The following is a 19,841-nucleotide window of genomic DNA, read 5'->3' on the forward strand; positions in this document are numbered from 1 at the left end:
CCGCCAGGTCCGGGGTGAAGGCCGCCGGGTCCTGATCAGCCAGCACCCGCCTCAACTGCACCGCCTCACGGGCCACCTCCAGCGCCTCAACCCGCTCACCCACATCAGACAACCTGTTCGCCAGATTGTTGAGTAATGCGGCCCGGTGCGCCGGTTCTTGGCCCTCGGCCTCCAGCAAGCGGCGCGCCACTGTCACCGCCAGTCCCCTGAGCCAGCTGTGCCCGAGGCGAATCGCGGCATCTATCTCAGCGAAAGGTAGCTCCGCACCAGACTGGGCAAGCTCATCGAGTGCCCGCGCAAAGGGGCCTCCCTGCGCAAGTGCAACATCCAGCGCTTCACGCCACAGCTGTGGGCGTGCGCTGAGCACCGCGCTCGCAAGGCTTTGTGCCACCGCTTGGTCAGCCCCGGCCGCGCGTGTTAGAACCACGCAGGCGTTGACCGCCTGCCGCAGGCGCTCATCGCTCTCCAGGTCAGCGGGCAGAATCTGCTCAAGCAGTCCCGGGTCCGCGCCGAAAACCGAGCAGATCAGGTGATCCGCAACCGGGTCGGGCTGCAAATACACCCCCTCACCAGCAGTTGCCGGCCGCAGCAGCGCCGTGGCCAGCAACTCCGCAAAGCGGCTCCGCTCCCGCGGAGCACCGGCCCACTCGGGCAGGCGAGACAGCACCTCATCAACCCCGGTTTCTCCTCGCGGAGCCAGCAGGCTCACGGTCGCTGCCGCCCGCCGCAGCTGCACGGCACTGACCTCGCCCAGGGCCGGGAACTGCTTCCAGCGCGCAAACTCCACATCCAGTACGCGGTCAAACAGCTCCTCTCGCCCCACTGAGCTCTCAGCCACCTCCGCTTCGCCGATCTGCTCGACCACGGCCAACCAGGCCCGCAGCACCACCTCCAGCGCCGTCGTCGCCGGCTCCGCAGGCGCCTCCAGCTTCTGGGGCGCAGGCAGGCCCAGCCGCTGAGAGAACCTGCGCACCGCCTTGCGGAACAGCAGTGGGGAGTCGGGGTGCCGCCCCAGGCCGGTGATCATCAGCGTCCGCCCCAGGCGGATGCCGTCCTGCAGCAGTTCCTCCTGGAACTGCTGCCACCACACATCCGTACCCCGCGCGGTGAGCACAATGCGCGTGGGCGACCTCCGCTCCCGCAGGCGCCGCATCAGGGTGGCCAGCTGCTCCTTCCGGGCCTCCTCGGCGTAGTCCACCACGATCAGCAGCTCGGTGGTCAGCTCCGCCAGGACCTCCAGATCCGCCTCGGCGAGCTCGCTGGTACTGGGAACAAAACCCGTACACCAGCCGATGGTCGAGAGGCTGTGACACAGCTGCGCGGCCAGGCGCGTCTTGCCCGCACCGCCCGCGCCCGCCACCACGGCAATGGCGAGGTCCGGCTCCGTACCCGCCCCAGCAGAGCCAGACGAGGCAGTCCCCTCCGGCCCCTCCGCCGTGCCGAGCGCCCACTCGCGCAGCTGGGCCAGCTCCGGCCGCGGGCAGAAGGGGACCACGTTGTACCGGGTCCGAATCAGCTGCAGGGCAGTGAAGTCATGCGGCAGCTCCGTATACGCGGGCGCCAATACCTCTCCAGCCCGCACCACCGGGGGCAGGGAGTCGTCCGCACGTCTTTGCGCGCACAGTCCCCCAACATCAACGCAGACCTCCCACTGCCAGTCGCGCACATACTCCGCCCCGCGGCTGAGGGCACTCTCCCAGTCGCCGACCGAGCCACCCACCGCCGTAGTCGCCTGCTGCACGTCAACAGCCAGCCATGTAGCCAAGGCATCACCCGGATGTGCCGCGAGCAGCTGCACCACGGGCGCACCATCGACAGTCAGCACCTCGCTGCTGAAGCCAGCCTCAAGCACCTGCTCACAGCTCCTGGACCAGTTCCGCTCCAGCGGCACTAGCACCAGTGCGTGCCGCCGCCCCTCCTTGCGAATTGTCAGGATCAGCGGGTAGACCCCGGCGTCCAGCACCGCGCTGCAAAAGGCCGCGCACATATCCAGGCAGGTCGCCTGGTGCAATGACACCACCTCATCAAGCGGGCGCAGCAACTGCCTGCCCGGCCCGGAATCGGCAGGCTCATGCACGTAGCTGATACCCAGCTCAACGAAGCCCTCGAAGACTCGCCGCGCCAGGGCCTCAACCCCAACGCCCCCACCGGGCCCCGGGAATCGGCGCGCCTCCTCGGCGCGCAGCAGGCGCTGCAGCCAGCCCGCGTGTACCACCTGCGCCAGGGCCGTCGGCTCGGCGCGGAAGTCCCAATTCAAAGGCTCTCTCATGGCACGGCTCCAATCCTCATTCGGGCGGTAATACGGTCCGCGCCGGGCACACCGGTCGCGGTGATTCTGAGTTCGTGCAGTCCTTCAGGCAGCGGCGGCAGCTCAGCGGCCCAGCACTCGCCGTCGTCCACGGCCCGGAATCCGACCCCGGCAACCCTGCCCGCCACCTCGCCGGCCGGCAGCGGCTCGCCGTCGGGACCCACAGCCCTGACCCGCACCGGCCACGCCTGCCCCGCGACGACCACCTCATCCAGGTCCAGACGCAGGTAGGGGGCGGCTTCCGCATCACCACCGCCACGGGCCGCCGCAGGCAGGGGCACGAGCCCGTACTCGCGCACGTGCGCGACGACGCCTGCCTCATCCACCAGTTCTCCGTGTCGCCGCGTGAGCCTGCGCCACGTCCGCGGTTCCTGCTCGGCAAGCCGCGGAATCGCCGAGAACCTGGGAACCGTGCCGTCCCCCGCATCCCAGCCCTGAGGCACCCAGGCCGGGTCCGCCTTCGTAACCGCCAGTCGGCCCCCGTCCAGCAGGGCACGTGATTGCGTCGTATGCCCCTGGGAGTAGTAGACCGTGAAGGGATGCCCGCCCTGTCGCTGCGCACGTGCAGCCAGGGCCTTATGCAGACCCCGATTGGCCTCATAGGCACTCCGTGCCCGCGCCGCGAACCTCGGCACCGCCTCCGTAAGCTCCGATGGCAGCTGGAACGGGTATGAGCCGACCTTGTTCCCCGCGCCGCCCCCCTCAATCACCCGCGCATGCGGCAGCAGATCGAACACCGAGTCCCAGCCCCGCAGCACCGCGCTGATATCCGGCAGGCCGACTCCGCCCACACGCGCCCCGTTGACGAGTAAGTCCAGGGCCTTGCTGGCCCCGCGGAATGGGGTGCCCAGGGTGATGATCTCCTTGACCTCCACGCCGTCGCTCAGATTCGCCCACCAGCATGCGGCTACCAAGCCGCCCATGGAGTGCCCCACCATCACCACCGGGCGCTCATACAGCCACTTCCGCAGCTCTCGGTCCAGGGCCTGCGCGCAGGCACTCACCGACTGCCGGAAGTCATAGGGGAAGGCCAGCAGGGAGACGCGTGGGTTCGGCTGTTCCTGACCCGCGGTCGCTACGGCCTCGGGGCGCAGCTGGAGCGCGCTCGTCAGCTCGCGTATCAGCCCGTCGTAGCCGGTGATCAACTGCTTCCAGGCCAAGCCGTAGCTGCCAATCAGGCCGGTGGCACGCAAGGGGCGTGAGGCGTCCAGAGCCGCAGGGTCCGCGATCCGGGCCAGCACTGTTCGCGCGTTGATGGAGTACACGGTGCGGCCGTCGTCGTCGGCGAGCTCACTGCCGCCGATCCCCGGAAGCACCACCACCAGCGGCATCACCATTACTGCCTCCTCAAGCCCGCCACCCCGCAGCCCAGGCTGGAAGTATATGGAGCGCCCCCTGCTGACGCGCCCAAACCAGCGCGTCATTAGTGCCGGTCTCGGCACGTAACTTCTGCCGATCTCGGCGGGAGGGGGCGGCGGCGTTCAGGCGTTCAGGCTCCCAGGGCCAGGTGGACGGCCACCCCCAGCATGACCAGGCCGACCAGCACATCCACCACCCGCCAGGTGCGCGGACTGGACAGCGGCCCGGACAGCGCCCGCGCCCCCAGGCCCAGCGCCGTGAACCACAGGATCGAGGCCGCCCCCGCGCCGGCCGCGGCCACCCACCGCGCCGCACCGAAGCCGTTGGTCACCGTGCCGAGCATGAGCACCGTGTCGAGGTAGACGTGCGGGTTCAGCCAGGTCAGCGCCAGCGTCGTCAGCGCCACCGAGGACGCCGGGCGCGCCTGGGCCTGCTCAAGGGCACCGGGTCGCAGGGCCGAGCGGAAGCTGGAGATGGCGAAGCCGATCAGGTACAGCACCCCGCCCCAGCGCAGCACCTCCAGCACCCACGGCGCCAGGCGGGCAACCACGCCGATCCCGCCGGTGCCGACGGCGATGAGCGCCAAGTCGCTGAGCGCGCAGATGGCGATCACCAGCCCGACGTGCTCGCGCCGCACCCCCTGCCGCAGCACCCAGGCGTTCTGCGCGCCGATGGCCACGATCAGCCCCAGCCCGGTGGCGAATCCGGTGATGGCGGGAGCCAGCCCGCCAGCCGAGGCGGCAGCCGCCGCCACCGTCGTGGCGGACACCAGAGCCGAGACCATTGCCGGGGCATTCAAGGCGATGCTCACGGACAGACCCTATGCGCACCCGCGCCCGCTCGATAACCCGGGTGCGCTCGGGCACACCCGCACTCCTGCGGCGCAACTCGCTGCGGCTCCACCGGCCTCAATGCCGTTTCCGGTTTTAGACATCCGCGGCCCGCAACTCGCCGTCGGCGGGGCGCGCGTCGGGCACCGCGCCGGAAATGTGCCAATATCAGGGCATGAGTGAGCGCAGTGACTACACAGACGACCGCGGCTACGGTGACCGCGGCAACCGTCGCGACCGATACGACCGTCGCGACCGCGGCGACTACCGCGGCTCCGCCGGATACGACCGGGGCTACCGCAGCAGCTACCGGGGCGACGGCGACCGCGGCTACGGCCGGGACCGGGGCTATGGCAACCGGCGCGATGACCGGGGATACAACCGTGACCGGGGCTACCGGGACAACCGCGAGGAGCGGCGCTACGGCGACCGACGCGGCGGCTACCAGCAGGGCAACCGGGGGTATGACCGCTCAGACCAGGGCTATGGCGACCGGCGCGAGGGCAACCGCGACCACCGCGGCTACGACCGTGGCTACGACCGCGACCGTGGCTACGACCGGGACCGCCGAGACCAGGGCTACGACCGGAACGGCCGGGGGCGCGACTACCGGCGCGAGGGCCGCCGCCATGAGAAGGGCCCGCGCCAGGGGACGCTCGCCGACCTGGTGGACTACCTGCACGTGCTGGACAACCGTCCCTATGCCGCGTACCGCGACACGGTCGGCCACTACCGCGCCTCCGAGGGCTGGGTGCTGCACGTCGACTACGTTCAGCCCGACCCCTACGCCCCGCCCACGCGTATCCGCATCCAGGCCCCGGCCGACCTGCCGGGCCTGAAGCTGCTGGCGGAGCACGACCTGACCTCCACCCGCGACCGGCGCATCGCGGTGGGCGACTTCCTCACCCGCGAGCTGCACCGCGGCTTCCGCGGCACCAACCTCTCGATCGCCTCCCCCGGTCAGGAGATCCTCGAGCGCTGCTCCGTGATCGTCTCCGCCCCGGCCGAGTCCGGCTCTGAGACTCAGGCCGACGACGCCGACTCCCCTACTGCACCCGCTGCGGCAGTGGAGGACGCGGGCGCCTCCGCGCAGCAGGACGACGGAGTCGTGGACCTGTTCACGGCACTGACCGAGTCGGCTGATGGTGACGCTGCCGCCGAGAATGCAGCCGCCGAAAAACCGGCTTCCGCCGAGGACGTCACCACCGCAGAAGCCACCGCTACGACCGACTCCGCGATTGCTGCCGATGACTTCGCCGCCGCCATCGGCTCCACCGAGCCCGTCGATGCGGCCGTTGCCGGGCCGCCCGCCGAGCCCGAGTTCACCGAGCCGCCCTCCGCCGCTTCCGCACCGGAGGCCGCGGACGACGAGTCCGCCGAGTCGGCGCAGTCGGACGCGCCCGCTGCGGCCGCCGCCCCCGCAGGCCCGGAGTTCATCATTGAGATCCGCGCCCGCGTGGCGCTGCCGGCCCGCGGCCGCTCCATCCGCGGGCGCGAGGCCGCCAACATCTTCAGCCACGACCTGACCCGCGAGGTCAACGCGGCCCTGGACCTGACCGGCGAGCGGGCCGAGCGCCTGCTGGCACACGTCGCCGCCCTGGAGGACCACCGCGCACTGACCCAGGCCGTGCTCGACAACGGCTGGGTCTCCTTCCTGGCCGACGGCTCGATCCTGCCGCGGCGCTCCGGCGTCTCCGACGAGCCCATGGAGGAGGGCGCAGTGCCGCTGACCGCGCCGGACTCGCTGGCCGCCACCGTGCACCTGCCGCACGCCGGCGAGGTGCGGGGCACCGCCGTCGGCTCGGGGGTGACCCTCGTCGTCGGCGGCGGCTACCACGGCAAGTCCACGCTGCTGAGCGCGATCGAGCGCGGCGTCTACCCGCACGTGCCCGGCGACGGCCGCGAGCTGGTGGCCACGGTCCCCGACGCCGTCAAGGTGCGGGCAGCCGACGGGCGGGCGGTCACCGGCGTCGACCTGACGCCGTTCATCTCCCACCTGCCCGGCGGCCGGGACACCGCCGCCTTCACCACCACCAACGCCTCCGGCTCCACCTCGCAGGCGGCCTCCATCGTGGAGTCGATCGAGTCGGGCGCCTCCGCACTGCTGCTGGACGAGGACACCTCCGCCACCAACCTGCTGATCCGCGACGCGCGCATGCGCACGCTGGTCGCCGACGACCAGGAGCCCATCACCCCCCTGGTGGACCGGGTGGGGGCGCTGGCGCAGGCCGGCGTGTCGACGGTGCTGGTCATGGGCGGCTCCGGGGACTACCTGGACGTGGCCGACCGGGTGCTGCTGCTGGACTCCTACGTGCTGCACGACGCCACCGAGCAGGCCGCCGAGGTGGCCGCCGCCCAGCCGCGGGAGACCACGGCGCTGGCCGACTTCCCCATGCAGGCCCCGCGCGTGCCCCTGCCCTCGCAGCGCACGCAGCGCGGGCCGGTGCGCACGCGCTCGCGGGGCACCGACTCCCTCACGCTGGACCGGGAGGACATCGACATCTCCGATGTGGCCGGCGTGGTCGAGTCCGGGCAGGCGGAGGCCGTGGCGCACGCGCTGCGGGCGCTGCTGGAGCAGCGTTTCGACGGGGAGTCGACGCTGGCCGAGTGCCTGGAGGACCTGGAGGCGCTGCTGGACGATGAGGGGCTGGACGCCCTGGACCGCCGCCCGGCCTTCCTGGTGCGCCCGCGCATGGTGGACGTGGCGGCCGCGGTAAACCGGTACCGCAAGCTCAAGCTGGCCTGAGCCTGAGCGTGCGGTGCGGCGCCGCCTGACGCCGCACCGCACACGCTGGATTCCAGCCCGCTCAAGAAAACCGCGGAATCATGCGGTTCTTCCGTTGGAGAGCAAATCGATGAGGGGCTTCCCGTGTGCGGCCGAGGTCGCGGCGCACACGGGAAGCCCCTCATCTCATCACAGGCGCGGTTCAGTGAGTCTCCACTTTCGCCCGCCATTGCAATGTTTAGTTGTGAACGCTCCGGCCGCGGGAGCCGACCTCCGGTGTGCGGCGGACGGCCGCCCCGTCCAAGTCCGGTTCAGCGCAGCGCGGCCAGGGCCTGGTCCTGAGCGACGATGGCCTGCACCATCGCGGGAACCTCGGCGTCGTGGAAGGCGGCGGGGGCGAAGTTGGACATGTTCTCGAAGTCGGTGGCCAGGTGCAGGTTGACCTGCGCGCCGACGACGCCAGTGGTGAAGTTTGCCAGGATCAGGCGCAGGGCCTCGATCGGGCGGTGGCCCGCGGAGAAGGAGTAGCCGACCAGCCCGACAGCCTTGTTGGCCAGCACGGACGGGGTGATGAAGTCGATCGCGTTCTTCAGCGCGCCCGGGATGGAGTGGTTGTACTCCGGGGTGACGAAGATGTAGGCGTCATAGGAGGCCAGGGCCTCATTCCACTTCACCGCGGCCGGGTCCTTGGCGGGGGCCATCATCGGCGGGAGTTCCTCGGCGAAGATGGGCAGGTTGAAGGAGGCGAGGTCAAGCACCTCGGCCTGGACGCCCTCAACCGTGTTGGCCTTGTCGGCAACCCACTGGGCGACGGGGCCGCCCACGGAGGCGGGGCGGACGGAACCGGAGATCACGGCGATCTTGGTCATGTGCTACTCCTTGGAACAGCAGTTGGAAGCAAATCAAGCATGCCGGACTCTAGGTCATAGGTCCCGGTGTGCATATGGCTTCTTCAATGACCTTGGTCATACTCATCGACGCGGCCTCTAGAACCCCGTGTAATCCCGGCAGGCAGCCCCAGTTAGGCTGAGAGCGTGAACGAGGCTGGAAATCATGCAGACCACACCGCCGTTTGGGACGGAGCCCGCTACCTGAGGGAGATCCTGCGCGCCCCCGTCTACGAGGCCGCTGAGCACACTCCCCTGCAGACCATGCCCGCCCTGTCCGCCCGCCTGGGCAACACGGTTGAGGTCAAGCGCGAGGACCTGCAGTCGGTTCACTCCTTCAAGATCCGCGGCGCCTACAACGCCATGCGCTCGCTTTCCGACGCCGAGCGCGAGCGCGGCGTGGTCACCGCCTCCGCCGGCAACCACGCTCAGGGGGTGGCCCGCTCCGCCGCCCTGCTGGGGGTGCGGGCACTGATTGTCATGCCGACCGTCACCCCGCGCATCAAGGTCGACGCTGTAAGCGCCCTGGGCGGCGAGGTGCTGCTGAGCGGAGACAACTTCGACGCCGCCAAGGCCGAGGCGCTGCGCCTGGCCGAAGCGGAGGGACTGACCTACATCGCTCCCTTCGACGATCCGCGCGTCATCGCCGGCCAGGGCACCATCGGCCTGGAGATGATCCAGCAGGACGCCGACCTGGACCGCGTGTTCGTGCCCGTGGGCGGTGGAGGCCTGGTTTCCGGGATCGCCGTGCTGATCAAGCAGCTAATGCCGCAGGTGCGGGTCGTCGGCGTCGAGCACGAGGAGTCGGCCTGCCTGACCGCCGCGCTGGCCGCAGGCGAGCCGGTCACGCTGGAGCATGTCGGCCTGTTCGCGGAGGGCGTGGCAGTGCGCCGGATCGGGGATGAGACCTTCCGCCTGTGCGCCGAGCTGCTTGACGACGTCGTCACCGTCTCCTCCGACGAGGTCTCCGCCGCCGTGCGCGACCTTTTCGAGGACCTGCGCGCCGTGCCCGAGCCGAGCGGCGCCGTCGCCCTGGCGGGCCTGAAGCAGTATGTCGCTGCGCATAACATCTCCGGCGAGCGGCTGGCCTGCGTGCTGTCGGGGGCGAACCTGAACTTCCACCAGCTGCGCTATATCTCCGAGCGCGCCGAGATCGGCGAGCAGCGCGAGGCCATCCTGGGCGTGACCATCCCGGAGGTGCAGGGCGAGTTCCTGCGCTTCGCCTCCGTGCTGGGCGGCCGGGCGGTCACCGAGTTCAACTACCGGGTCTCCGCCTCGGCGCCTCCCGGCGCGCCGGCGCGGATCTTCGTGGGCGTGCGGCTGACCCGTGGCCGGGCCGAGCGGCGTGAGATTGTCGCCGACCTGGAGGCCGCCGGCTACGGCGTGGTGGACCTGACCGAGGACGAGCTCGCCAAGGTGCATGTGCGCTCCATGATCGGCGGGCGGGCGCCGGAGGGACTGGCGGAGCGGCTGTTCAGCTTCGAGTTCCCGGAGTCCCCCGGGGCGCTGACCCGGTTCCTGGAGATCCTGGGAGCCCACTGGAACATCACCCTGTTCCACTACCGCACCGACGGCGCCGACTACGGGCGCATCCTGACCGCCTTCGAGGCCGGCCCGGACGACGCCGAGCTGACCGAGCACATGGACCGGCTCGGCTACGCCTACCACGAGGAGACCGACGACCCCTCCGCCCGCTTCTTCCTGGCCCGCTGAGCTGGCGCGCCGCGCCACCGGGACCCGCACCCATCAGCCCACCACACCCCAAACACGAAGAGCCGCCGAACTCCGCCGTCAGCAAGCCCACCCCTCCTGAGGTCGCACGCCGCCGAGATCGGTAGATGTCACGCACCGAGATCGGTAGACGTTACGCGCCCGAGCCGCTCGAATCACAAATAGCGCCTTATTAGGCTTTAACCGCACTCCTTGCAAGCGAATTACATATCTGCTACATTCATCACGAGCGGCACCCCAACCTGAAAGGCGCGATCAATATTGTCCTCCGAACCCGCAACACACTCCCGGCGCGCCCTGCGTTTAGTAATTGGCCTGCTAGCACTGGCGGTAGCGGCGCGAGCATTCGCCATCGGCAACACTCTTGAAGCCGCCGCGTCCCTTGTTTTAGGCGCGCTGTTTATGGCCGCCGCACTCTTCCTCGGCGGTTCCGGATCATCAAGGCACTGACCAGCACAAAGACGGTCCGGTTCGCCTGTCCTCCTCGGCCGGACCTAGGAGGGATTCATGGAGCACGTTTTCGAAGTCGAGGGGCTACGGGCCTGGTACGACCGCGCCAACCCGGTCCTGACCAACGTCTCGCTGACACTCGATGCAGGCGAGGCCGTGGGGCTGCTGGGTGTGAACGGCGCCGGAAAAACCACCATGCTCAGGGCGCTCTGCGACGCGCACCGGAGTTACGAATTCCGGTCCATGCGGTACCGCGGACGCGCATGCAGGCCGGATACGCCCGCTTTCAAACAGCAGCGCTATTTCGCCTTAACCAACGACGCCTCGTTCCCCACCTGGTCGTTGGACACCTTCATTCGTTTCCTGGACCGCGCCTATGGGCGGCGAGAACGACCGCAGCTGCTCGACGAACTCATCTACGGCTTCAACTTCGGCGGCTATCGCTCAACTCCATTCGGGCAGCTGTCCAGCGGCTCCCGAAAAAAGGCTGCGCTCATCGCCGCCTTCCAAACGCCGGCCGACATCTTGTTCCTCGACGAGCCGGTTGACTTCCTCGACTTCGCGGCAACGGAATATCTCTACCACTGCATAGTCGCTGCCGCCGAACGTGGACAGGCGGTACTGCTGAGCTCCCACATCGCCGAGTCCTTCACCCGGTGCACCACCCGGCTCTACGTACTCTCCGCGGGCCTACTCAGCGGCCCCTTCGATACTCCCGGGGATTCCGATGCTGTCGCAGCCCTCATCAAATAGCAGTCTGGCCGCTCGGGCCGTGGCGGGCGAGTTCCTCAGCAAACGGACCATATGGTCCAGCCTGATCCTGACGGCGGTCGCGGCGTGGATTGGCATACACCTGGGGGTCGTAGTCAACCTGCAGGCCGTCTCCGCCGGGGTCTTCCTGGCCACGGCGGCAGCCATGTCGTCAATCGCCTGGACCTGGGTCCACAGCGAGCGGTGGCCGGGCCTGACGCGTTTCCCGCTCTCCGCCAAGGACCTGGCTCGCGCCGCCTACCTCGTCGGTTCGCTGGTGGTGCTCCTTGAGGTAGTCCTACCCGTGATCGCATTCATCTCCGCGGCTCGCAGCATCACGCACACCGGCGCCGTCACGGTGATTATGCTCGCGCTCGGAACGGCACCGCTGGTCCTATTACTTTGGAGCGGCCCCACACGCTGGCATCGGCTGGGAGCGTGCTTCGCATTGGTGACCGGGATCCTGATCGGCATCGTCCTCAATCCGCTCTCGGCGGCCATGGCACTCGCCGTCGAGGGCACCGCCTGTTTCCTCCTCGGCTTCGAGGTGACAGATGCCTCGGCGCGGAGACGGGGAACCGGACCGCGTATTTCCAGCCTCGTACTCGGCGAGCTGGTGAGTTCCCGGATGACACAGATCAACACCGCCGCGCTGGTCGCGTTCGGCTGGCTGCTCAACGCCATGCTCCACGACCACGGCGCCGCGCTGCCCCTCGGGGCCGTCATGGTGGTGCAAAACACCCCGCTCAATACCTACTTCTCCCGGCATCCGAGCACCTGGCTCGTGGTCAAGACCTGTCCGCGTACGTGGCGAACGCTCGGCGTGTACGCCGTCGAGCTTGCGGCCATGTACACGGCCTGCGGAGCTCTCGTCGTCGCTGCTGCACCAGTCCCCGTACGCCTTGCCAGCGACATCGTCTTCGTGGTCACCGCGGCTTCGTCAGCGGCCCTGGCCGCCGTACTCATGGAGTGGCGCTGGCCGCTGCTCGACTGGAAGTCGGAGCGCGAGGTGATTCGCCACCCTCGCAAGTACGTTCCCGCACTCGTCGCCTGCGCGGTTTCCATCGCATTCTGGATACTCACGCACTGAGCGGTGCGCCTGCCCGAGCACCGGACACGTGCACCGCTCAGCCGCGCTGGTAAGAACCGGCCGGACCGCCCACTAGTACCGCGGCAGCTTGGACAGGTCGCGCACGGCGCCGAGGTCGGCGCTGGTGGCGAGCATGGCGTAGGCGCGCAGGGCGGCCGACACGTGCCGCGGGCGCGGCTGGTGTGGCGTCCACGCGTCCTCGCCCCGGGCCTCCTCCTCGGCGCGGCGCCGGGCGATCTCCGCCTCATCCACATCCAGCTCGATGGAGCGGTTCGGGATGTCGATGACGATGCGGTCGCCGGTGCGCACCAGCCCGATGAGTCCGCCCGCGGCCGCCTCCGGGGAGACGTGCCCGATGGACAGCCCGGAGGTGCCGCCGGAGAAGCGGCCGTCGGTGAGCAGCGCGCACTCCTTGCCCAGGTGCATGGACTTGATGTAAGTGGTCGGGTAGAGCATCTCCTGCATGCCCGGGCCACCGCGCGGCCCCTCGTGAGAGATGATGACGACGTCGCCGGCCTTCACCTTGCCGCCGAGGATCCCCTCCACGGCCTGTTCCTGCGACTCGAAGACGACGGCGGGCCCGGAGAAGGTCAGGATCGACGCATCCACGCCGGCGGTCTTGACGATGCAGCCCTTCTCGGCGATGTTCCCGAACAGGACGGCCAGGCCGCCGTCTGCGGAGTAGGCGTGGGCGACGTCGCGAATGGCGCCGGCCTCGCGGTCGGTGTCCAGGGCCTCCCAGCGGGAGCTCTGGGAGAACATCTCGGTGGTGCGCACGCCCGCGGGGGCGGCCAGGTAGCGGGTGCGAATCGCCTCATCGACGCGGCTCGCCTGCGGGTCGCGCACGCCGCCGGCGCCGGGGCGGCCGATGTCGTACTGGTCGAGCTCGTCGGCCAGGGTGCCGCGCAGCACCGTGCGGGTGGTGGTGTCGAGCAGGCCGCCGCGGTCGAGTTCGCCGAGGATGCCCATGATGCCGCCGGCCCGGTGGACGTCCTCCACGTGGAAGACGTTGGTGGAGGGCGCCACCTTGCACAGTTGGGGGACCTTGCGGGAGAGCCGGTCGATGTCGGCCATCTTGAAGTCCACCTCGGCCTCCTGGGCGGCGGCCAGCAGGTGCAGCACCGTGTTGGTGGAGCCGCCCATGGCGATGTCCAGGCTCATGGCGTTCTCGAAGGCGGGCTTGGTGGCGATCGAGCGCGGCAGGACGGAGGCGTCGTCGTCCTCGTAGTAGGCCTTGGTGATCTGAACGATGCGGCGGCCGGCCTCCTGGAACAGGGCCTTGCGGTCGGCGTGGGTCGCCACCAGCGTGCCGTTGGTGGGCAGTGCCATGCCGAGGGCCTCGGTCAGGCAGTTCATGGAGTTGGCGGTGAACATACCCGAGCAGGAGCCGCAGGTGGGGCAGGCCAGGCGCTCAATGGCGGAGATGGTGTCGTCGGAGACGGTGGGGTCGGCGGCGTCCATCATGGCGTCGATCAGGTCGAGCTTGCGGGTGGTGCCGTCGGCGGCGACCAGCTTGCCGGACTCCATGGGGCCGCCGGAGACGAAGATGGTGGGGATGTTCAGGCGCAGCGAGGCCATGAGCATGCCGGGGGTGATCTTGTCGCAGTTGGAGATGCACACCAGGGCGTCGGCGCAGTGGGCGTTGGCCATGTACTCCACGGAGTCGGCGATCAGGTCGCGGCTGGGCAGGGAGTAGAGCATGCCGGTGTGCCCCATGGCGATGCCGTCGTCGACGGCGATCGTGTTGAACTCCTTGGCGATGCCGCCGGCGGCCTCGATCTGCTCGGCGACGACGCGGCCGACGTCGCGCAGACCCACGTGCCCGGGGACGAACTCGGCGAAGGAGTTGGCGATGGCGATGATGGGTTTGCCGAAGTCCGAGTCCTTCACGCCGGTGGCGCGCCACAGGGCGCGGGCGCCTGCCATGTTGCGGCCGGTGGTGGAGGTTGCGCTGCGATAGCGGGGCATGAGCGTCTCCTTGGATCGGACTTGGGACGAAGAGTTGTGAATGGGCCTCAGCCTAGTTGTCGCAGTGTCACCTCAACGGGTGTCTCTGGTCACTGATCCGGCCGCCACCCACGGCATACCGCGGTATCGACGACGGCGCCCGGCGTCCGCCCGGGGCGATATCGCAGACCTCGAGAGGGCGATTTAGCGCACGCGCCCCTTACGCGTCGCCTCCCGGCTCCCACCCACCCCCTTCACCGAGATCGGTAGTAGTTACGTGCCGAAATCGGTAGAAGATGCCGCAGTGCTCCCTGCGAACGAGTGAGTCCGCCCGCGGGCGCCGACAACAACGCCCCGTACTCTCTTGAGCACCGGTTCAAGGGAGGCCGCATGACCATTCCGCGCGACGCCGTCGACATCGCCCGTGCCGTCAGCGCCGGGCGCATCACCGCCCGGGCCACGGTCCAGGCCGCGTTGGGACGCATTGAGGCACTCGACCCGGCTCTCAACGCCTTCACCGCGGTGCGCCGCGAGGCCGCCCTGCAGGAGGCCGACGCCCTCGACCGCCGCCTCGCCGCCGACGGTGTCGACGCCGCCGGACCGCTCGCGGGAGTACCGGTGGCAGTCAAGGAGGAGTACGACGTCGCCGGGGAGATCACCACTCTCGGCGGGCGGGGTAACAGTCGGCCCGCCCGGGGGGACTGCGCCGTCGTCCGGCGGCTGCGGCAGGCGGGCGCCGTCATCGTCGGGCGTACCAACATGCCCGAGTTCGGCCAGTTCCCGGTGGGAGAGTCCGCCCATCACGGCGACTGCCTGAACCCCTGGGACCTTGCACGCTCTCCAGGCGGCTCATCGGCGGGCTCGGCGGTCGCCGTCGCCACCGGAGCGGTTCCGGTGGCCATGGGCTCCGACGGCGGGGGTTCGCTGCGCATTCCGGCCTCGGCCTGCGGGGTACTGGGGCTGAAGCCGACACGCGGCCGGGTCAGCTCGGCACCGCTGGCCGAGCACTGGTTCGGCCTGGCGTGCTTCGGGGCGATTACACGCACCGCCCGCGACCTGGCGGCGGTGATGGATGTGATCACCGGCAACGAGGCGGTGGACCGGTGGCGGCTGCCGCCCCCGCCGCGGCGGTTCATCGACGCCGCGGATGCCCCGCCACGACGACTGCGGATTCTCTTGGCCGCCAACGCGGTCATGCCCGGTGCGCGCCCGGCGCCGCCCGTCGCTCGGGCTGTGCATGGCCTGGCCGCCCGCCTGCGGGAGCTGGGCCATGACGTGCGCAAGACCCGGGTGGCCTGGCCGGTGCCGACGGCGCCGTTCCTGGCTTTGTACTTCGCGGGCATGCATGCCGAGGCGCAGCAGGTTGAGCACCCCGAACGATTGGAGCCGCGCACCCGCACCTCGGTGCGCGTGGGCTCCCTCATTCCCGCCGCCGCCGTGCGCGCGGCGCTGCGTCGGGCCGAACGGATACGCGTGGGAGTCGAAGCCGCCTTCGGGAGCGCGGACCTGCTGATGCTGCCCACCCTGCTCGACCTGCCCGGCGGCGCGCATGATCTGCGGGGACGAGGCTGGGCGGCGGCGTTGCTCTCCTCGACGCCGGTGGTCTCGAACACGGCGATATTCAACGTCTCGGGGCATCCGGCCATGTCAATTCCCGCGGGCATGTCGCCCGGCGGGATTCCCATCGGAGCGCAGCTGGTGGCGCGTACCGGCCAAGAGGATCTGCTGCTGGCGGTGGCGGCACAGCTGGAGACCGACTAGGCGGCGACTCACCCCGGAGGGCGCCGACTCGTCCCCGCCAGCTGCACCCCTCCCCTACTACGAACTTTTGCCTTCTACTACGAGCTTTTGCACCCTGGTGTACGCCATATTGCCGCACACCAGGGTGCAAAAGTTCGTGTCGGGGGACAAAAGCTCGTACGAGGGCACGGTTCCGTGCCTCATGCCGGGAAACGGAAGGCCCGCGTCACATGGTGCCCAGGATCTCAGTGACGAACACCAGGGTGTCGCCGCCCTTGATGCCGGCCTGCGGCACGCCGCGCGAGCCGTAGCCGAGCTCGGAGGGGATGGACAGAACCACGCGGCTGCCCACGCGCTGGCCGACCAGACCGTCGTCCCAACCACGGATGACCATGCCGACGCCGACCTGGAAGCTGAAGGGCTGGCCGCGGTCGTAGGAGTTGTCGAAGACGCGCCCGTTCCAGGTCTGGCCGAGGTAGTGGCACACGACGGTGTCGCCGGCCTCGACGACCTTGCCGTCGCCGGCGTCGAGCACCTGCACCTGCAGGCCCTCCGGCGCCTCCGGGCCGGGGAAGGTGAGGGTGGGCTTGGCGCCCTTGGCGCCGTCAACGGTGGGCATGTTGCTGTTGATCATGCGGGTCAGGCTACGGCAGGGCGGGCCAAGACGCCCAGCCCGCCGCGCGGGCAGTCGACGGCGGGTCTCGCACTCAACACGCGACGGCGCCCGCGGCACCGGATGACCGGAGCGCGGGCGCCGTCGTCAGCACCGTGAGGGCGACCGAAGCGTTAGTTGTCGCGCAGGATGGCGAGGATGCGGAGGAACTCGACGTACAGCCACACCAGGGTGACCACCAGGCCGAAGGCGCCGGCCCAGGCGTAGCGGGTGGGCAGGCCACGCTCCACGCCGCGCTGGATGGACTCGAAGTCCATGGTCAGGGAGAAGGCCGCCATGACCACGGCCACCAGGCCGATGATCACGCCCAGCGGAATGCCCATGATCGTGATGCCGCGCAACCCCCAGGGGGCGGAGACCAGGCCCGTCCACACAAGCACGAAGTTGGCCAGGCTGAAGATCAGGTAGCCGCCCATAGCGGTCAGCAGAATGCGCTGCGCCTTGGAGCCCAGGCGGAAGCCGGCGAACTTGTAGGCCACGAGCACCACGCCGAAGGTCGCCGCCGAGGCAAGCACCGCCTGCATGACGATGCCGGGGTACATCAACTCCATGACGCCGGAGAGTGCGCCGAGCATGGCGCCCTCGAAGACGGCGTAGGCCAGGATCAACGCCGGGCTGGGCTCACGCTTGAAGGAGTTGACCAGTCCCAGGACCAGGGCGCCGATGGCGCCGCCGACCAGGGCCAGCATGCCCAGCCCCACGGTGGCCTCGTTGACCGCCAGCATCCAGCTGACCGCGCCGGTTGCGAGGATCACCGCGAAAATGCCGAAGGTGCGCACGATGACGTCGTCGTAGGTCATGCGGCCGCGGTCAACATTGGTGGCCGACGGCGCACCGTACTGGGCCTCCAGATCGGAGAGCTGCCGCGGGGACACGCTGCCGTAGCCGGGCTGCTGGCCGTAGGCGGGCGCCTGGCCGTAAGCCGGTTCTGTCTGGTAGCCGTAGCCGGGCTGGTAGCCCGGCATGGTCGGGTAGCCGTTGGGGGTGCGCTGCGCGGCCGACGCCGAGGCAGCGCTCCCGTTGAACACGGGGCTGCGGGAGAAATACGGGTTGCTCATCGCACGCATTTTCCCCGGCCTTCCTGAAGAAGTCCTGTGTATTGACGCCGCCCATAAGCGGAACGTGGCTGAGCGCACGGCTCCTCCTCCAGGAGGATCCCGTTCCTCCGCCAAGCCCACTCCCCCGGCGCTCAGATTCCCCAGCCTGACCGATGAGCCCGGGTCTGTGAACTCCTAGCCTGGAGCTGTTCGGGCGCAGGTCGGCATCCCCACCGACCGCAGCCGCCGCGCATAAACAAGCATCCGGAAAGAGTTGATCCCGTTGATCGAAGCTGTCGATCTCACCAAGCGCTACGGCTCCAAGACCGCCGTCGACCACATCTCCTTCACGGTCGAACCCGGCACCGTCACCGGCTTCCTGGGCCCTAACGGAGCCGGCAAGTCCACCACCATGCGTCTGATCATGGGGCTGGACAAGCCCACCGGGGGCAGTGTCAAGGTCAACGGCCACGCCTACCGGGACCTGTCCGCGCCGCTGTGCCAGGTCGGCGCCCTCCTAGACGCCAAGGGGCTGCACGGCTCCCGCAGCGCCCGCGCCCACCTGACCCAGCTGGCCGTCTCCAACGGCATCCCCACCCGCCGCGTCGACGAGGTCCTGGAGCTGACCGGGCTCACCCCGGTGGCCAAGAAGCGCGTCAAGGGCTTCAGCCTGGGCATGGGCCAGCGCCTGGGCATCGCCGCCGCCCTGCTGGGCGACCCGCAGGTGCTCATCTTCGACGAGCCCGTGAACGGCCTTGACCCCGAAGGCGTGAAGTGGGTGCGCGACACCTGCCGCCACCTGGCCGACCAGGGGCGCACCGTATTCATCTCCTCCCACCTCATGAGTGAGATGGCCCAGACCGCCGACCAACTGCTGGTCATCGGCCGCGGCCGCATCCTCACCTCCGGCCCCGTCGACGAGGTGATCGCCTCCACCACCAGCGACGTCGTCCGCGTCGCCTCGCCGCAGGCCTCCGACCTGGCCACAGCGCTGAACGCCGTCGGCATCGACACCGCCGCCCCCGAGCCCGGGGTGCTCACCACCACGATGGCCCCCGCCGCCCGGGTCGGCGAGATCGCCGCCGCGCACGGCATCGTCCTGCACGAACTGGCCACCCAGCGCGCCTCCCTGGAGGAGGCCTACCTGGAGCTGACCGGCAACGACGTCGAATACGTCACCGGCGCCCCCGCCCCGGTCGCCGCCGACTCCTGATCACCGGCACGCCGCGGCACCCGCCCGACGGGCCCGCCGGCGCACCCCCACCAGCCGTACAGACACACGAAAGCAGCCTCATGTCCACCACCGCCCTTTCTGAAACCGCATCCACCACTCCCCCCACGAGCAGCGGGGAACAGCCCGACGTCGCCTCCTCCGAGCTTCGGCGCGGCGACCGCTCGCCCCGGCGTGCCGACGCCGCCCGTCCCGCCGACCCGTCCGGCCGCCGCCAGACCTTCGGCCGCGCCGTGCACGCCGAGTGGGTCAAGGTCCGCTCCCTGCGCTCCACCTGGATCACCTCGTTCATCGCCATCGGCATCACCGTGCTGCTGGGCGCCGGCATTGCCATCGGCTATGCCAGCAGCCCCGAATTCGCCGACCGGGCCGCCGACGCCATCATCTCCGGCAACCAGTTCGGCCAGATCGTGGTGGCGGTGCTGGGAGCGCTCATCATCACCGGCGAGTACTCCTCCGGGCAGATCCGCTCCTCACTGGCGGCCGTCCCCCACCGGGGTCGTCTGCTGGTGGCCAAGGCCATCGTGGTGGGCGTGCTGGCCTTCGTCATCGGCGCCCTGTCCACCCTGCTGGCCTGGGCCGCCTCCGCCCCCTTCATGAACGGGCACGCCGCCTCGCTGGCCGACCCCGAGTACCTGGGCTTCGTGTGGGGCACCGGATTGTCCTTCGCCGGCATCGCGCTCATGTCGCTGGGCCTCGGCTTCCTGCTGCGCTCCACGGCGGGGGCCATCACCCTGGCAATGACGCTGATGTTCGTCATCGACCTGCCGATCTCGCTGATGGCCATGAAGTGGGACTGGGCCGCCAGATTGCAGGGCTTTGAGCCGCTGCAGACGGCGGTTGCGGTCTACGACCCGTTCCAGCACATGGTGACCTGGGGCCAGGCCGATTCCATCTACTTCATGCAGCAGTGGCAGGCGGCCCTTGTCTTCGGCGCCTGGGCGATCGTGCCGCTGGCGCTCGGCTGGCTGCTCTTCGCCCGCCGCGACGCCTGAGCCCACCAGCTGCGGTGGTGATGCCGAGTCGGCAACGGTCGGCATCACCACCGCGGCGCATTCCTCCTCCCACCTCACCCCACGCACG

At 69.7% G+C, this 19,841-nt stretch carries 13 protein-coding genes and 2 pseudogenes; 8 read left to right on the forward strand and 7 right to left on the reverse strand.

Translation table 11 applies throughout. The features are described from left to right. The 3 genes from BLR49_RS13435 to BLR49_RS09040 form a co-directional block, all read right to left on the reverse strand. A partial coding sequence (locus BLR49_RS13435) for a tetratricopeptide repeat protein (RefSeq protein WP_218121338.1) occupies positions 1-2,269 on the reverse strand: 2,269 nt, incomplete at its 3' end. Continuing rightward, positions 2,266-3,645, reverse strand: coding sequence for an esterase/lipase family protein (locus BLR49_RS09035; RefSeq protein WP_245690572.1), 1,380 nt, complete (start codon positions 3,643-3,645; stop codon positions 2,266-2,268). The genes BLR49_RS13435 and BLR49_RS09035, both read right to left, overlap by 4 nt. A 152-nt stretch (positions 3,646-3,797) precedes the next feature. After that, positions 3,798-4,478, reverse strand: a complete 681-nt coding sequence (locus tag BLR49_RS09040; RefSeq protein ID WP_245690573.1) for a LysE/ArgO family amino acid transporter — start codon at positions 4,476-4,478, stop codon at positions 3,798-3,800. A 194-nt stretch (positions 4,479-4,672) separates the two neighbouring features. On the opposite strand from BLR49_RS09040, the pseudogene BLR49_RS13985 reads away from it, so the two are divergent. Both BLR49_RS13985 and BLR49_RS13990 read left to right on the forward strand, forming a co-directional pair. After that, positions 4,673-5,482 (forward strand): annotated as a pseudogene (locus BLR49_RS13985) (ABC-ATPase domain-containing protein); the annotation flags it as partial. Positions 5,483-5,938: 456 nt separating this feature from the next. Beyond that, positions 5,939-7,243: pseudogene (locus tag BLR49_RS13990) on the forward strand (P-loop domain-containing protein); the annotation flags it as partial. A 290-nt stretch (positions 7,244-7,533) separates the two neighbouring features. On the opposite strand, the gene BLR49_RS09055 reads toward BLR49_RS13990, so the two are convergent. Further along, a complete protein-coding gene (locus BLR49_RS09055; RefSeq protein WP_092536683.1) occupies positions 7,534-8,091 on the reverse strand; it encodes an NADPH-dependent FMN reductase in 558 nt (185 codons plus the stop codon). A 165-nt stretch (positions 8,092-8,256) separates the two neighbouring features. Between BLR49_RS09055 and ilvA the strand changes: the two genes are divergently transcribed. The 3 genes from ilvA to BLR49_RS09070 all read left to right on the forward strand — a co-directional run bounded on the left by ilvA (position 8,257) and on the right by BLR49_RS09070 (position 12,130). Continuing rightward, positions 8,257-9,822 carry a threonine ammonia-lyase, biosynthetic gene (gene ilvA / locus BLR49_RS09060; protein ID WP_092536686.1) on the forward strand — a complete coding sequence of 522 codons (1,566 nt, stop codon included), beginning with the start codon at positions 8,257-8,259 and terminating at the stop codon, positions 9,820-9,822. A 525-nt stretch (positions 9,823-10,347) separates the two neighbouring features. Beyond that, complete coding sequence (locus tag BLR49_RS09065; RefSeq protein ID WP_092536689.1) at positions 10,348-11,043, forward strand: ABC transporter ATP-binding protein; 696 nt, start codon at positions 10,348-10,350, stop codon at positions 11,041-11,043. Continuing rightward, entirely contained in the window at positions 11,018-12,130 is a 1,113-nt protein-coding gene (locus tag BLR49_RS09070) for a hypothetical protein (RefSeq protein ID WP_143013734.1), read from the forward strand. The genes BLR49_RS09065 and BLR49_RS09070 overlap by 26 nt, the downstream gene beginning before the upstream one ends. Before the next feature lie 72 nt (positions 12,131-12,202). Here the strand turns inward: BLR49_RS09070 and ilvD are convergent, their stop codons facing one another. Further along, the gene (gene ilvD, locus BLR49_RS09075; protein WP_092536695.1) at positions 12,203-14,098 is read right to left on the reverse strand and encodes a dihydroxy-acid dehydratase; all 1,896 of its coding nucleotides are present in this window, start codon (positions 14,096-14,098) and stop codon (positions 12,203-12,205) included. A 369-nt stretch (positions 14,099-14,467) separates the two neighbouring features. Here ilvD and BLR49_RS09080 point away from each other — a divergent pair, with 369 nt between their 5' ends. Continuing rightward, positions 14,468-15,838, forward strand: coding sequence for an amidase (locus tag BLR49_RS09080; protein WP_092536698.1), 1,371 nt, complete (start codon positions 14,468-14,470; stop codon positions 15,836-15,838). Between the two features lie 205 nt (positions 15,839-16,043). Here the strand turns inward: BLR49_RS09080 and BLR49_RS09085 are convergent, their stop codons facing one another. Both BLR49_RS09085 and BLR49_RS09090 read right to left on the reverse strand, forming a co-directional pair. Next, positions 16,044-16,451, reverse strand: a complete 408-nt coding sequence (locus BLR49_RS09085) for an FKBP-type peptidyl-prolyl cis-trans isomerase (protein ID WP_092536701.1) — start codon at positions 16,449-16,451, stop codon at positions 16,044-16,046. 152 nt (positions 16,452-16,603) lie between these two features. Continuing rightward, the gene (locus BLR49_RS09090) at positions 16,604-17,548 is read right to left on the reverse strand and encodes a Bax inhibitor-1/YccA family protein (protein WP_092536704.1); all 945 of its coding nucleotides are present in this window, start codon (positions 17,546-17,548) and stop codon (positions 16,604-16,606) included. 262 nt (positions 17,549-17,810) lie between these two features. Between BLR49_RS09090 and BLR49_RS09095 the strand changes: the two genes are divergently transcribed. Both BLR49_RS09095 and BLR49_RS09100 read left to right on the forward strand, forming a co-directional pair. Continuing rightward, positions 17,811-18,740, forward strand: a complete 930-nt coding sequence (locus tag BLR49_RS09095) for an ABC transporter ATP-binding protein (protein ID WP_092536707.1) — start codon at positions 17,811-17,813, stop codon at positions 18,738-18,740. 80 nt (positions 18,741-18,820) lie between these two features. After that, positions 18,821-19,753 carry an ABC transporter permease subunit gene (locus tag BLR49_RS09100; protein WP_092536709.1) on the forward strand — a complete coding sequence of 311 codons (933 nt, stop codon included), beginning with the start codon at positions 18,821-18,823 and terminating at the stop codon, positions 19,751-19,753. Positions 19,754-19,841: the final 88 nt, after the last annotated feature.

The sequence above is a fragment of the Actinomyces ruminicola genome (assembly GCF_900103885.1).
GTDB classification, from domain to species: domain Bacteria; phylum Actinomycetota; class Actinomycetes; order Actinomycetales; family Actinomycetaceae; genus Actinomyces; species Actinomyces ruminicola.